Source organism: Engelhardtia mirabilis, assembly GCF_007748095.1.
In the GTDB taxonomy this organism is placed as follows: domain Bacteria; phylum Planctomycetota; class UBA1135; order UBA1135.
This window is the reverse complement of record NZ_CP036287.1, coordinates 3,973,223-3,987,492: the sequence shown is the minus strand read 5'-3', so window position 1 is coordinate 3,987,492 and position 14,270 is coordinate 3,973,223. Positions and strand designations below refer to the sequence as shown.

General features: G+C 69.6%; 8 protein-coding genes and 2 tRNA genes. 6 read left to right on the top strand and 4 right to left on the bottom strand.

The window, feature by feature from the left end:
• The first annotated feature begins 106 nt into the window (after window positions 1–106).
• The 4 genes from Pla133_RS14775 to Pla133_RS14760 all read left to right on the top strand — a co-directional run bounded on the left by Pla133_RS14775 (window position 107) and on the right by Pla133_RS14760 (window position 5,047).
• Window positions 107–1,579: a leucyl aminopeptidase family protein gene (locus tag Pla133_RS14775; RefSeq protein WP_145066542.1), complete on the top strand. Its 1,473-nt coding sequence runs from the start codon at window positions 107–109 to the stop codon at window positions 1,577–1,579.
• 343 nt (window positions 1,580–1,922) lie between these two features.
• Complete coding sequence (locus tag Pla133_RS14770; protein WP_419191555.1) at window positions 1,923–3,062, top strand: citrate/2-methylcitrate synthase; 1,140 nt, start codon at window positions 1,923–1,925, stop codon at window positions 3,060–3,062.
• Window positions 3,063–3,080: 18 nt separating this feature from the next.
• Window positions 3,081–3,404 (top strand): hypothetical protein, encoded by a 324-nt coding sequence (locus tag Pla133_RS14765; protein WP_145066538.1) that lies wholly within the window; start codon window positions 3,081–3,083, stop codon window positions 3,402–3,404.
• Window positions 3,401–5,047, top strand: a complete 1,647-nt coding sequence (locus tag Pla133_RS14760) for a carboxypeptidase-like regulatory domain-containing protein (RefSeq protein WP_145168414.1) — start codon at window positions 3,401–3,403, stop codon at window positions 5,045–5,047. Before Pla133_RS14765 ends, Pla133_RS14760 begins: the two co-directional genes overlap by 4 nt.
• A 103-nt stretch (window positions 5,048–5,150) precedes the next feature.
• Here Pla133_RS14760 and Pla133_RS14755 read toward each other — a convergent pair.
• The 4 genes from Pla133_RS14755 to Pla133_RS14740 all read right to left on the bottom strand — a co-directional run bounded on the left by Pla133_RS14755 (window position 5,151) and on the right by Pla133_RS14740 (window position 10,666).
• A tRNA-Leu gene (locus tag Pla133_RS14755) sits at window positions 5,151–5,234 on the bottom strand.
• A 120-nt stretch (window positions 5,235–5,354) separates the two neighbouring features.
• A tRNA-Cys gene (locus Pla133_RS14750) sits at window positions 5,355–5,428 on the bottom strand.
• Window positions 5,429–5,622: 194 nt separating this feature from the next.
• Window positions 5,623–7,989: a hypothetical protein gene (locus tag Pla133_RS14745; RefSeq protein WP_145066534.1), complete on the bottom strand. Its 2,367-nt coding sequence runs from the start codon at window positions 7,987–7,989 to the stop codon at window positions 5,623–5,625.
• Between the two features lie 367 nt (window positions 7,990–8,356).
• Window positions 8,357–10,666, bottom strand: a complete 2,310-nt coding sequence (locus tag Pla133_RS14740; RefSeq protein ID WP_145066532.1) for a hypothetical protein — start codon at window positions 10,664–10,666, stop codon at window positions 8,357–8,359.
• Window positions 10,667–11,867: 1,201 nt separating this feature from the next.
• Here Pla133_RS14740 and Pla133_RS14735 point away from each other — a divergent pair.
• Window positions 11,868–12,116 (top strand): NIL domain-containing protein, encoded by a 249-nt coding sequence (locus Pla133_RS14735; protein ID WP_419191554.1) that lies wholly within the window; start codon window positions 11,868–11,870, stop codon window positions 12,114–12,116.
• Window positions 12,113–14,035, top strand: a complete 1,923-nt coding sequence (locus tag Pla133_RS14730; protein ID WP_145066527.1) for a gamma-glutamyltransferase family protein — start codon at window positions 12,113–12,115, stop codon at window positions 14,033–14,035. The genes Pla133_RS14735 and Pla133_RS14730 overlap by 4 nt, the downstream gene beginning before the upstream one ends.
• Window positions 14,036–14,270: the final 235 nt, after the last annotated feature.

Below are 14,270 nucleotides of genomic sequence, written 5' to 3'. Positions count from 1 at the left end.
TTGCCCCGAATCCAGCCCCAGCGCTCGGCCCCGACTCGCGAGCCGAGCAGCCGCGGCGAATCCCGACCAACCGCCCTCGACCCCGACCGACGCACCGCTCCCCCCGATGAAGATCACGACCAAGGACCGCTCCGCCAAGCTCGCCAAGACCCCCCTGCTGGTGCTGTTGTGCTGTGAGGGCGAGACGCTCTCCCTGCCGCCGGGCGTGACCCTGCCGGCGACCGCGCTGGCGGACTTCAAGGGCAAGGCTCGTGAGGCGCGGTTGGTCGACCCCACTGGCGGCGATGCCGAGCGGGTCCTGCTGGTCGGCCTGGGCAAGCGCGACGCCGCCAACTGGGAGGCCCAACGCCGTGCGGGCGCGATCGCGTCGAAGCGTGCGGAGAGCCTGGGGCTGAAGAGCTACACCCTGTGGACGTCCGACGCCGACGACTCCGTCGGATGTGGCGCGGAGGGCACCGGGCGCTCCCTGGCCGAGGGCGCGGTGATGGGGACCTACAAGTACACGGAGATGAAGTCCAAGGCCGAGAAGCCGTCCCTCGCGGGCGCGACGCTGATCGGCAAGGGCACCGAGTTCAAGCGGGGCGTCGAGCGCGGCGCGGCCCTGGCCGACGCGAACCTGTTCACCCGCGACCTGCAGAACGCGCCCGGCAACGCGTTGACGCCGACCAAGCTCGCCGCCGCCGCCCGCAAGCTGGCCGGGTCGTCCCCGCGCCTCACGATCAAGGTGATCGAGGAAGCGGAGATGAAGAAGCTGGGCATGGGCGCCCTGCTCGGCGTCAGCAACGGCTCGCGCGAGCCCGCCAAGCTGATCCACCTGGTCTACAAGCCCACCAAGCGCGCCCGCGGCTCCCGCAAGGTGGCGCTGGTCGGCAAGGGCCTGACCTTCGACGCAGGCGGCATCAGCATCAAGCCGGCCGCGAAGATGGAGGACATGAAATACGACATGTCCGGCGGCGCCGCGGTGCTCGGCACCTTCCACGCCCTGGCGGCCCTGGGCTGCCCCCACGAGGTGCACGGCATCGTGCCGGCTTCGGAGAACCTGCCCGACGGCCAGGCCACGAAGCCCGGCGACGTGCACACGGCCATGAACGGCACGACGATCGAGGTCATCAACACCGACGCCGAGGGCCGCCTGATCCTGGCCGACGCGCTCTGCTACACCACCACCAAGGTCAAGCCGGACGAGATCATCGACCTGGCGACCCTGACCGGCGCGGTGATCATCGCCCTGGGCCACGAGCTGACCGGCATGTTCCCGTCGACCCCGGAGCTGCGCGATCGCCTGCGCGCCGCGGGGGACGCAACCGGCGAGCCGGTCTGGGAGCTGCCGCTCTTGGAGTGCCACAAGGAGCAGATGAAGGGCACCGTGGCCGACCTGCGGAACATCAACACCCCCGGGCAGGGCAACGGCTCGACCTCCGGCGCGGCCTTCTTGTCGAACTTCGTGGGGGAGACCCCCTGGTGCCACCTGGACATCGCAGGAACTGCCTGGGGCAGCCTCGATCGGGACTACACCGGCGGCCCGATGGGCTCCGGTGTCGGCCCGCGGCTGCTGATGGAGTACCTGACCGAGTCTTGACCCGCCTGGCCCCGGTCGCCCCTCGGTCTCCGGCGCTGTTCGAGGGTTTCTCCGCAGCGTCGGCGCCGGCGCGGGCCTGAGTCCGGGACGGACCGCTGCAGAGCAGCCGATCCGTGACCGGAGGGGTTCGATCGGCGCCAAGCCCGGCCTAATGACCGGTTCCAGCGCGTACCATCTCAGGCCCAATCTCGAGGGCCGCGTCGCGGCGGGCCGCTCCAGGCCCACCTGCAGCGGCGACACCGGCCCCCGATCCCGTCGACCCAACCGCAGCGGCGAGTGCCTCGGCAGAGCGCCGGCCCTCCCCGCCGAAACGAAACCTTCCCCAACCGTCCCTTCTCGAACAGTGGCACAGAAAGAACTCGTTCCCGGACTCGCTGGCGTTCCCGCGGCTGAGTCGGCGATCAGCTACATCGACGGCGCTGCCGGCATCCTGCAGTACCGCGGATACCGGATCGAAGAGCTCGCCGTCGAGAGCACCTTCGAGGAGACCGCCTGGTTGCTGATGGAGGGGGAGTTGCCGACCGCCGCGCAACTCGAGAGCTTCCGCAAGGAGCTGGGTCAGCACCGCGAGCTGCCGTCGCCGCTCGTTTCGATGCTGCACGACATGCCGAAGGACGCCCATCCGATGGCGGTCCTTCAGGCAGCGGTCGCCGCGCTCGGAGCCTGCGAGCCCCGGGTGCCCTTCGGGGACGAGGCCGCCTTCCGCGGCGCTTGGTTGCGGCTGCTCTCGGCGGTGCCCTCGATCGTCGCGACGCACGAGCGCTTCCGCCGCGGTCAGGATCCGATCTCGCCGGATCCGACCCTGTCGACCGCCGGGAACTTCCTGCTGCAGTTGACCGGCGACCGTCCCAGCAAGATCGCCGAGCGCATCTTGGACTGCGCCCTGGTGCTGCACGCCGACCACACGATGAACGCGTCGACCTTCGCCGCGCGCGTGGTTTATGGCACCCAGGCTGATCCCTACGCCTCGATCTGCGGCGGTGTAGGGGCCCTCTCGGGTCCGCTCCACGGGGGCGCCAACGAACGCGTCCTGGCTTCGCTTCAGTCGATCGGTTCGGTCGAAGCCGTCGACGCCTGGGCCCAGGACCAGTTCGCGAACAAGGGCAAGATCATGGGCTTCGGGCACCGGGTCTACTCGGTCAAGGATCCCCGCAGCCACGCCCTGCAGAGTCTCGCAGTCAAGCTCTTCGACGAGCTCGGCAGCACTCCGATCTACGACGTGGCGCTCAAGCTCGAGCAAGTCGTCGTGGATCGCTTGGGCGACAAGGGCATCCACCCCAACGTCGATTTCTTCAGCGGTATCGTCTACTCGAAGCTCGGCATCCCCACGGACCAGTTCACGCCGATCTTCGCCATCGCGCGCACGGCGGGCTGGATGGCGCACCTGCACGAGCAGATGCAGGACAACAAGCTCTACCGTCCCGGCCAGGTCTACGTGGGTGTCGCCGAGCGACCCTACGTGCCGATCGGCGAGCGGGGCTGAGGCCCGAGGAGTTCGCACTTGGCACTGGGGCGGCGCGGGAAGAACCTGATCATCTTGCTGGTCCTGTTGTCGCTGATGATCGCGGCGACGGTGGGGCTGTGGTTGATCCTGGATTCAGCCAAGCGCGACATCGGCTCGGGCGACTACCGGGGATTGGAGGCCACCGAGGAGAGCGATGCCGACGGCGAGATTCAGCACGGAGGCCTTCGTCGCCGGGCGACGGCGGACGAAGATCGAGATGGAGCCTCGATCGGGCCGGGTCCCTCGATCGATCCGGTCGTCGGGTTCGATCAGGGTGGCGCCGTCGTGAGTCTCGAGGGGACCCGGTCGATCCGATCGTGAAGGCCAGGAGGTCCGGCGCCCGCGGACCGGCGGGCGGACTGCGACTGGTGGCCAGCGCGGGTTTGGCAGCGGGCGCAGCATTGTTGGCCTGGGGCCTGTGGTTGCCGCCCAAGTCGGCTGACCCGGCGCCGGAGCCCGCATTCGGCTCGAGTCCTGAGGTCGAGCCCGAGGACCACGGGCCGACCCCCGCTGACGAATCGCCGCCCAGCGCCAACGTGGCCCTCGCAGCGCGGGTGCTCGACTCCCTGGGTCGTCCGGTCGCGGGCGCGTCGGCTGTTGTCGCCGGTCCTGGCGGACGCATCCTGGCCCGTGCGCGAACCGACTCCGGCGGACTGCTGCTGCTACGGCCCGCGCGCCAGGCCCTGGGTCGCGACGCCGTGATCGTGATCGCCGACGAGGGCGCGGTCCACTGGCGGCCGGCTCCGACCGAGAGCGCCTGGCTCGACGAGTTGGTGCTGTCCTCGGAGGCGTCCATCCTGGGTCAGTTGTTGCTGCCGGACGGGACCCCGGTCTCGGGCGTCGAGCTGCGGGCGCGGCTGGTCGCCCTGGAGGGAGACGCGTCGGGGATCGCTACGGCGGGGATGGAAGCGATCGCCGCCGAGGCCGAGGTCCGCGTCGCCCACACCGATCCCCTGGGACGCTTCGACCTGACGGGCCTGACACCTGGCGAGCACCTGCTCGAGGCTCGGCTGGGCGCCGACGAGTCGTGGGCGCGCCTGTGGATCACGTCACACCCTGCATCGCTCGTCTCCGCTCGCGAGCGGAGCCAGCGCGAGGTCGTCTCGATCGACGCCCTGCTGGTCGAGGTGGTCGCAACGGACGGTGGCGGCCTGCCGCTGCGCGAGGGCCGGGTGCGGGTCCGTGGCGTCGGCCCCGACGGTTCGGCTTTCGAGACCGGTGGCCCGCTGGATTCCGCCCGCGGTCAACGCACCCTGCTGGTGCCGGCCGCGGCGCGTTTGGAGCTGGAGGCCCAGGGGGCAGGCGGCCTGCGTGTGGCGTCGCAGGTGGATCTGGGCGACGAGCCGACGGGAGTGGTGCGGGTCGAGATGCGGGCCCTGGGCCTGCCGGGTGTGGCGCGCTTGCTCGCCGTCGCGATCGCGCCGGGCGGGGGGGCCCTGGCCGCGAGCACGAGCCTGTGGCGACTGGAGGACGGTGGCGCACAGCATCCGCTCGAAGTCGCGCCTGACGCCGAGGGCTGGATCGGTCCGCTGGAGCCCGGTCGATGGCGCCTACGCCTGGAGGCGGTCGGCGATCGCGACCCGCGCCATCCGACCCTGTCCCTGCCCTTCGCGCCGGTCGAGCTGGAGTTCGAGTTGCGAGCGGGGGATGCGCGTCGCCTCGAGCTACCGGTCTGGTCCGGGCAGCGCCTGGTGTTGACCCTGGAGCCTCCCAGGGAAGGCTGGGAACCGCGCGGCGCTGTCGAAGTCTTGGAGCCGGGCGGCTGGAGGCGCCTGAGCTTCTACGACCAGTCGAGCGCCGAGCGCGAGGGTCTGCCGCAACCCGGTCGACCGGCGCGCTCCTGGACTCCGATCGACCCCGCCGCGACGCGCCTCGTGGTCGAGCTCGAAGGTCGTGAACCGATCGAGCGCGAACTCGACCTGCCCCTGGACGGCGACCTCGAAGTCGTCGTCGCCCTCGACTGACGTCGCGCTCGACCGACCCGGTCCAATAGTGACTCGGTACAAGAGCCAATCAGTCCTCGAGCCAATCAGTCGTCGATCGACCCGGACGCTGGCTGAACCGGAGTGGGGTAGGTGGGACTCGAACCCACACGTCCCAGGGGACTGCGGCTTTTAAGGCCGCTGCGTCTACCGATTTCGCCACTACCCCGTGGGCCCGGCCAGCGCGTGCGCCGACGTCGGAGTCCAGGCGGTGGAGTCTAGGGGATCCGTCTGTGCCTCGTGCGCCCAGCTCCAGATGGGGCGGGTCGGCGCGGCCCTCGGACGATGTTGGAGGCGGCACCCGGAATCGAACCGGGGGTGATGGATTTGCAATCCATTGCCTTACCACTTGGCTATGCCGCCGTCCGTGCAGGCGGGAGAGTGTAGCGCGGGGCGGGAGTGCCCTCCAGCCCCCAGGAAGCCGGCCGGGAGCGGGATCGCTCGCCCGCCAGCGACGGAGCGCTCCACCGTGGACCGGTGGAGCGCTCCGGGATCTCAGCTCGGCAGACCCGAGCCACGGGGCTCGCCCTGGTCGCCCGCGCGGGCGGCGGGCCGGCTCACTTCTGCATCAACTGCAGCCAGGCCACCAGGGGCGCCCGGTTCTCCAGGTTGAGGTAGTAGGTGGTCAGGTTCTCCAGTGCGCCCAAGGGATCGCCGGAGCCCATCAGCGTCGAGGCGTACTCGAGCACCTCCATGGCCTGGGCACCGGTGGCATAGCGGGCTGCGAAGCCCAAGGGGCCGGCGACCTGGTCGTTGTCCGGGCCACCGCCGGTGCCGTCGCTGGGGATCTCCTGGGGCGTAGTGAAGGCCGGAAGGTCGGGGTCGATCCAGGCCACGGCCTGCTGCTCGTAGGGACCGCTGGTCCCGGGCTTCGAACCCGTGCGCCAGATGGCCAAGGCGCCCTTGACGATCAGGTCCTCGAGGGCCGCCTTCGTGGTGGGGTCGTGGGCCCAACTCTCGCGCACCGATGCGATCGTGCTGATGGCGATCGAGTGCTCGAACCACTGGATGATCGCGTACTGCTTGTTGAACTCGTAGTACTCCGTGATCTTGCCCTCACGATTGCCGTAGAAGACGTCGAGGGGCGTCTTGAGCTCCAACAGGGTCTCGACCGCCATGGACATCCAGTCGTCGAGCTTCTCGCGCTTGCCGGGCCACTCGAGGGCGTACCAGGTTGCAACCGCGTCCAGGATCCACGCTTCGCCGCGGCCGAACTCGCCACCTGCGTGGGGATGTTCCTTGCCCCATTGGTTGAGAGCCGCCAGGCGTCCACCCGGGCCATCGTGCATCTGCATGTGCCACAGGGAGGCCTGGGCCAACAGATCGTGGCGCGCCATGCGGTCGTTGGCGGCCCAGACCAGCGTCTTCATCGGGTACATCGCCCGGGTCGCGTGCTGGGAGTCGTGCTGCTCGAGGCCGTCGTAGGGATTGGTCCCGAGCACGACCGTCTCGTAGGTCGGTCTCGGCAGAACGTCGGCGTAGACGTCCTCCGCTTCACTGAAGCCGAGGTCGCCCTGGTTCGCGATGTTGATGAAGTCGTTGTTGAAGACGTTGACCGGGAGGGATCCGTCCGGCTGCTCCAGCATGAAGGCGTCGACCAGGTTTCCGAAGGGGTCGTAGAACCAGCCGAACTGGCGATCGAGCACCATCCGGTGACGCATCTCCTCGGCGACCAGGCCATCGTTCTCACCGCTCCAGACCAGGTCGGTTCCGGCGACCTGGTAGATCTCCGAGCCGCTGGTCATGCCCCCGTAGGTCACCCCATAGGTGTGGTACGGCCCAAGCGCACCCAGGCCACCGGCGTAGTAGTAGGGCGTGCCGTTGGCGAAGGCGAACTCGATCTGGTTGCGATCCCCGCGCAGCTCGTTGGTGATCGACGGCTCCCAGGGCGACAGGTCCGGGACCGGCACGTGGGAGGGCAGCCAGTTCGAGGTTGCCGGGTCGCTCCAACCCTTCGGTCCACCCTGGACGGTGCCCCAGCCGCGCCGATCGATCGCGTCGTCTCGCTCGCCGCCGTCACCGGCCCGGCTCAGAACCAGGCGCCAGGTCAAGTTGCCGCGCTGGCGCAGCAGGTGGGGGGTCGGCCCGTCGGCGATGATCGGGAAGACCTTGGTCGAACTGCCGTCGACGTTGGCGTTGGTGGCCGGGCCCGAGGTCGGCATCGGCCAGCGGGGCGTCGCAGTCCAGTCGGGCGGCAGGAGCAGCTCGACCTTCTCGAAGACCACGTCGGGGATCATCGGTCCGAACGGATTGAGGACCGCGTTGTGCCAGCGCAGATCCAGCTCCACCACGCGACCCTGGTCGTAGGCCGTGAACCAAGCCCGAAACCCGCCCAGGTAGGGCAAGGCGCCCGGAGCACCCTTGGTCAGGGTCAGCAGCTCGTCGGTGATGTAGACCAGCTTGGCGCGCCCCAGGACCTCCAGATCGGAGGCCGGCGAGACGATCGACTGGCTCAGATCGCCGGTGTACTCGTTGCCGTGTGAGTCGGTCACACGCAGGCGCAGCTTGCCCGGCTTGGTCAGCAGCGACACCAGGCCCGAGTCGAGCTGGGGCGTGGTCAGGGCGAAAGGCGGGTCGCTGGTGACGATCTCGAAGTCGACCAGCCCGGGATCGGCCGGCAAGCTCGGCTCTCCAGGCACGGTCGCGGCCAGTTCTACCACCGACGCACTCCCGTCGGGGTGGAAGGCGACGGGCCACCACTGGGTCGGATAGACCGTGCCGTTGCGTCGGAGTCCGAAGGGGCAGTGGAACGACCAGGTGGTGCCCGGCGGCAGGGGCATCGTCCCGCGTGCCACGTAGGTGGAAGCGTCAGATGGCGTCACGCGCAGCGTCGGACCGTAGTGCTGGACGTCGGCGGGCGCTGCGTTGAACGAGGCAGCGAACGCGAGAGCGACGACCGCGCTCACGATGGAGGAACGGAGCATGGATGATGGGGTGGGAGAGGGGGACAACGTCCAGACACGCAACGGGGGGCATCGCGCCGGACGCGTCGGATGAGACGCGGGAAGGTTCCATCAGGTTTGGGCCGTTTCTCAGGTCGAACACGGTTGAACCATCTCGCACACACCAGGGGGCGAGAGAGGGGCCCTGGGGGCGCTGTCGACGTTGGCCTTGCTTAGCTCGAACGTCGAGCAGACATGGGAGCTGGACTTCAGGGCTTGAATTCAGCACGTGGCCCGCCTCTGTTCGAAAGCGCTCGTCGAACGAGAAGTGGCCCAGAGCATTCGCTCTGGGCCACCGAATAGCGCTCCCGTCGTCGCGGTCGAGATCGCCGACGGCGAGGACCTGAGATCAGTGCAAGATGACCTGCAGCCAGGCCAAGAGCGGAGCACGGTTCTCGACACCCAAGTAGTAGGTGTAGAGCGACTCGAAGCCCTGCAGGGGATCCGTGGCGCCCGTCAATCCCTGGGCCATGCCGAACAGCTGGACCGCCTGCTGGGGCAGCGCATAGGGGAGCGCCAGGCCCACCGGGCCGGCGATCTGGTCGGCGTCGGGCCCCCCCCCGGCGCCGTCAGTGGGTATCTGGGCCAGGTTGGCGAAGGCGGGCAGGGAGGGATCCATCCAAGCCACGGCCTGCTGGTCGTAGGTGCCGACCGAGCCGGGCTTCCAACCCACGTCATTGCACGCCAGGACTCCCTCGACCAACCACATCGCGAGCTTGTTCTGCGTCGCCACGTCCGCTGCCCACGACTCCAGCACGCAGGCCAGGGTGTGCATCAGGATCTCGTGCTCGTACCACTGGATGATCGCGTACTTGTTCTGGAACTGGTAGTAGTTGGTGATCTTGCCGTCGCGGTTGCCGTAGAAGATGCCCATCGGCGTGCGCAGCTTCTCGAGGGTCTTGACCACCATCTGGAACCAGGGATCCATCCGCGCGCGATCGGCCGTGTCCGCGATCGCGTACCAGTGGCTCATGGCGTCGAGGATCCAGGCTTCGCCGCGGCCGAACTCGCCGGCCACGTGGGGATTCTGCTTGGCCCAGTTGTAGAGGGTCTTCAGGCGACCGCCGGGGCCCTCGTGGAATTCCATCTGCCACAGGGCAGCTTGGTTGATCAGGTCCTGCCGGGCCATGCGATCGTTGGCGCCCCACACGAGCACTTTCGACGCGTAGGTCGCTCGCGCGCCGTGCTGGGCGTCGTACTGCTCCAATCCGTTGTAGGGATCGGTCCCGAGCAGCGAGTCCTCGTAGGTCGGCCGAGGCTGCACGTTGGCGTACACGTCCGGCACGGTCTCGAAGCCGAGCGCGCCAAGGTTAGCCACGTCCAGGAACTCGTTGTTGAAGACGTTGACCGGCAGGGCGCCGTTCGAATCCACCAGGTCGAAGGACTTGACCAGGTTGCCTTCCGTATCGAAGAACCAACCGTACTGGCGGTCGTGCACCATGCGGTGCAGCATCTCGAAGGCCACCAGACCGTCGTTCTCCGCCGTCCACATCAGGTCGGCGCCGGGGGTCTGGTAGATCTCGGCGCCGCCAGTCATCCCGCCGTACTTGACGCCGATGCTGTGGAACGGACCCATCTGGCCGACGCCGCCGCTGGTGTAGAGGTAGGGCGTGCCGTTGGCGAAGGCGAACTCGATCTCGGCGCGATCGCCCTCGAGCTCACTCTTGAGCGAGTTCTCCCAGACCGAGAGGTCGGGCAGCAGGGTGCGCTGCGCGAGCCAAGAACGGGCGAAGGGGTCTTGCCAACCCCCGACCTCGCCACGCACGGCCCCCCAGCCCACGCGGTCGATGTTCTCCTGCACCTGATCGTCGACCCCCTGGGGGTGCACCACGAAGCGCCAGGTGAGATTACCGCGTTGACGCAGCACGTGGGGCGTGGAGCCAGCGACGACGATCGGCAGCGCCGACTTGGTGCGACCGGCGGTGTTGAGGTCGTAGACCGGTCCGGAAGTCGGCAGGGGCCAGCGGCTGGTCGCGCGCCAGCCCAGGGGCATGGCGAGCTCGACGTTCTTGAATAGCACATCGGGGGCCATCTCGCCCTGGTGACCCATGGTCGCGTTGTGCCAGCGCAGGTCGAGCTCGAGCACGTTCGACTCGGCGTACAGGGTGATCCACACCTGCAGGCCGCCGATCTGCGCCAGGGGATTGGGCGACACGGCCTTCACCAGTTGCAGGTTGGCGGTGGTGTGGTAGACGGCCTTCGCGCGGCCCGCAACTTCGATCTCGGAGTGGGGCGAGTCGAGGGGCAGGCTGATCGGCGCGGCGTAGATGTTCCCCAGTGCGTCGTCGACCTGCAGCCTCAGCTTCCCGAACGAGAGGGCCAGATCCACGAGGGCCGGATCGAGGGGCGGGTAGGCGAAGGCGAAGGGCACGTCGCTCTGCACGACGTCGAACTTGATCGGATCGGGATCGGCGGGGAGCGTGGGCTCCGGGTCGACCAGGGCCGCCAACTCGACCACGGCGACCGAACCGCTGTGATCCCAGGCCACCGGGGACCATTGGGCGGGGTAGACCTTGCCGCCGCGACGCAGGCCGAATGGGCAATCCTCGGTCCAGGTCCAGCCCTTTCCGAGGGGCATCGTGCCACGGGCGACGTAGCTGCCCGTGTCCGAGGGCGTGACCCGCAGGTCGGCGCCGTGGTCCTGGACCGTCTGCGGCACGACCGCAGGGCTCGCAGCGGCAGGGCGCGCAGCCGCAGGGCTCGCAGCGGCAGATACGCTCGCCGTCGCGATCAAGACCGTTGAAGCCATCGCGAGCCCGAGCACCCTGTGCGCGGCGGCCGATGATGGGCGACGAATGGGGCCGATGGAGAGGGACGAGAGGGACATACCGGAAAGCCTGTGCGGCGGTGTGGTGGTCTTCGAGGTCGGGAGGGGGATCTCGAAGCGTTGGAGAATGGACTCTCGAGGTCGCAGTTTGTCCGGCGCTTTCAAATCCCTTGCGACGCGGCTCACGGGAGCTCTGACGACGCAACTCGCCGGTGGGAGACGGCGAGCTCACCGATCTAGTGCTCTGACGAGAACCAGTTCCCGTTCGATCCGTTTGCTTGCGTATCCCTTGTGCAGCGCGCGCCGCTACACCCAATTGGAACGGGGTGCTCGATGCAGCCGCACGCTCGCTACGCTTCTCATACCGAGCGCGACCGGAGCACCATGGCAGCGAATACGACTTCGAAGGGACCGGGTCGGTGGTGGGGAGCGCTCATGGTAGCGATCCTGCCCCTTCCTGCGGTCCTACTGCCGGGGACGGGTGGGGCGCCGGATCTTCTGGCCCTGCTCGCCTGGCTGACCTGGACCGGTGGCGCCGCCGGTTGGTTGGCGGGGGCCGCGGGGGTCCGGCCGGTCATCGGCGCCCTCTGTGCGTCCGCGGCCTGGAGCCTCGCGGTGGCCTGCGCGGTGGCACTGGGACCCCAGCGGCAGGTGGATCCTGGCCTCGTTCGGGCGGTGCTCGGCCTCGGACCGGCCCTCGGGCTGGCCGTTGCCGGCTTGGCCTGGGGCGCCCGGCGGCCCACCTGGGCGCCGGCGGGGGCGACGGCGACCCTGGCGTTGACAGTAACTCTCTGCGCCCTACCGGGCCGCGCCGATCTGGTCGAGCGGGGCTGGGCGGAGCGACGGCCGCAGCTCGCAGCCACGCTCCTGGATCTCTCCCCCCTGTCGGTCGCCGCCGAAACCGCCGGCGTCGATTGGATGCGCCATCCGTCCGTCTACGGACCCGCGGGAACCGACTGGTTCTCCGACCGGCGGCGACCCCATGGGCCCCTTGCAGCCATGGTCGCGCTTGTGTTGGGATGCTCGCTCGGATTCGCCTCGGCAGGGGTTCGCAGGGCGGATCGAAACGCGGCCAGGAGCCACCGGTAACCACGTGCGCAAGTACTTCTGCACCTTCCCACAGGACCTGATTCAGGAACCGATCATCAGCCACACGCTGGGGGCTGAGTTCGACGTCGTTCCCAACATCAGAGCCGCGATCATCAACGAGCAGCGGGCCATGGTCGCCGTCGACATCGAGGGCGAACCGGCCGAGATCGACAAGGCGGTCGCCTACCTGCGCCAGCGTGGCGTCGAGGTCGAGGAGCTGCGCGAGGGCGAGAACCCGCCCGTCTTCGGATGAGCCGCGGCGCGCGGCGCCCGGCTCGGTCCGCCCACCAGGCAGGAGCTCGCGACCTGGCTGCTGGAGCTGACCTTTCGGGCTCTGGGCTTCGCCCACGGACCGCCGGGGCCCAGCACTGGCTGGCCCTCGTCCTGGCGACCCTGCTCGCAGGCTGCTCCGGCCTGCCGCAGCTCAGCCGCGAGCCCGATTGGCCCACGCCCGAGCGCGGCGCCGTGGTCTCGGAGCACCCCCTGGCGACCGGAGTCGGCCTGGAGACCCTGGTGCGAGGGGGCAACGCGGCCGACGCCGCCGTGGCCACCGCCTTGGCCTTGGCCGTCGTCTACCCCCAGGCCGGCAACCTGGGTGGGGGCGGCTTCGCCCTGTGGGTGCCCCACACCGATCCCCAATCGGCCTGGGCCCTGGACTTCCGCGAGACCGCGCCGCGGCGCCTGGTCCCGGAGCTGTTCCTGGACGCCGACGGCAAGGTGGTCCGAGAGCGCTCCCTGGTCGGACACCTGGCGCCCGGAGTCCCCGGCTCGCCCGACGGTCTCGAGGCGCTCCAGCGGCGCTTCGGGCGGCTCGAATGGCGCGAAGTCGTGGAGCCGGCCATTCGCCTCGCCCGCGACGGATTCGAGGTCGACGCCTGGCTGGCGATGCACCTGCGGATCGAGTCCCACCGCGCGCGTCTGCTGGCCAGTCCGGCCGCTCGGGCCCTGTTCTATCCCGGCGGCAAGGCCCTCGAGGAGGGCGACCTGCTGCGCCAGCCGGAGCTGGCCCGCACCCTGGAGCGCTACGCCGCCGACGGCGCCGACGGCTTCTACTCCGGCGACGTGGCCGAAGCCATCGTGGCCGAGATCCGCGCCGGCGGCGGGGTCATGGACCACCAGGACCTGGGCGACTACCACTCGCGCTGGATGCGGCCCCTGCAGGGGACCTTCCGCGGCCAGCGACTGATCACGATGCCGCCGCCGAGTTCCGGTGGCGTGCTGCTGTTGCAGGTCCTGGCCGTGCTCGACGGCTTCCCCCTCGACGCGGAGCGCCAGACCGTGCGCGCAGGGGCCGAGTCCGAGCGCGACGACGAGGAGCGCCTGGCCCTCTCGGTGGGCCTCGGCTCGCGGGCGCTGCACTGGTGGATCGAGGCCCTACGGATGGGCTTCGCCGACCGCGCCCAGCACCTGGGCGACCCCGACGAGCAGCACCCGGTGCCGGTCAAGGCCCTGCTGAGCTCCGCTTGGATCGCCGAGCGCCGCACGTCGATCGGCGAGCGCGCCAACCCCGACGTCCAGCCCTGGGTGCCGACGCCCCGCGAGGCGGGGGACGAGACGACCCACCTGTCGGTGCTCGATCGCGACGGCAACGCGGTCAGCATGACGACCACGATCAACTCGCTGTTCGGCAGCGGCGTGCTGGTCCCGCGCGCCGGCTTCCTGCTCAACAACGAGATGGACGACTTCTCGATCGTCCCCGGCGTGCCCAACGACTACGGCCTGGTCGGCTCCGAGGCGAACCAACTGGCCCCGGGCCGGCGGCCCCTGTCGTCGATGACGCCCACGGTGGTGGTCGACGGGGACGGCGTCGTCACGATCGTGATCGGCAGCCCGGGCGGTCCGCGCATCATCACCTCGGTGATCGAGGTCCTCCTGCGGATGCTGGTCTACGGTCAGTCGCTCGAGGAGGCGATCCGCGCGCCGCGCCTGCACCAGCAGTGGAAGCCCGACTTCACGCGGGTCGAACCCGGTTGGTCGCCCCAGGTGTTGGCGGAACTCGAGGCCCGCGGCCACGTGCTGATGCTCGAGCCCGGACGCTGGGCCAGCGTGCAGGGCATCGAAGTCGAGCGCGGCGGCCTGCCCAGCGGCTTCAGCGACCCCCGCCGCGGCGGCGCCGCCGGCATCGAAGGCGGCGAGGTGGACCCCGCAGCGCGCCCCGGCGAGTTCGAGTGAGCGAGCCGCCCGCCGCCGCCCGCCGACTTCGCCGATCGATGGCCCAGGTCTTTCGGCAACTTCGATCGACGACGTGAGCGGGGCCCGGGGTCCTCGGCCTCGGGCCATTCAGGCAGCCGGCGCCCACACCGGTCGGTGACACCGGCTTCACAGGACACCGGCCCCAGACGAGAAGGGCCGCGGCGACTTCGCGTCGACGCGGCCCTCGAATCCTCTTCGCCCGGATCTGCCGGAG

Excerpts from the sequence above, each read along its gene's own strand:
- Pla133_RS14745 (WP_145066534.1), bottom strand. The coding sequence starts at position 7,989 with ATGCTCCGTTCCTCCATCGTGAGCGCGGTCGTCGCTCTCGCGTTCGCT.
- Pla133_RS14775 (WP_145066542.1), top strand. The coding sequence starts at position 107 with ATGAAGATCACGACCAAGGACCGCTCCGCCAAGCTCGCCAAGACCCCC.
- Pla133_RS14730 (WP_145066527.1), top strand. The coding sequence starts at position 12,113 with ATGAGCCGCGGCGCGCGGCGCCCGGCTCGGTCCGCCCACCAGGCAGGA.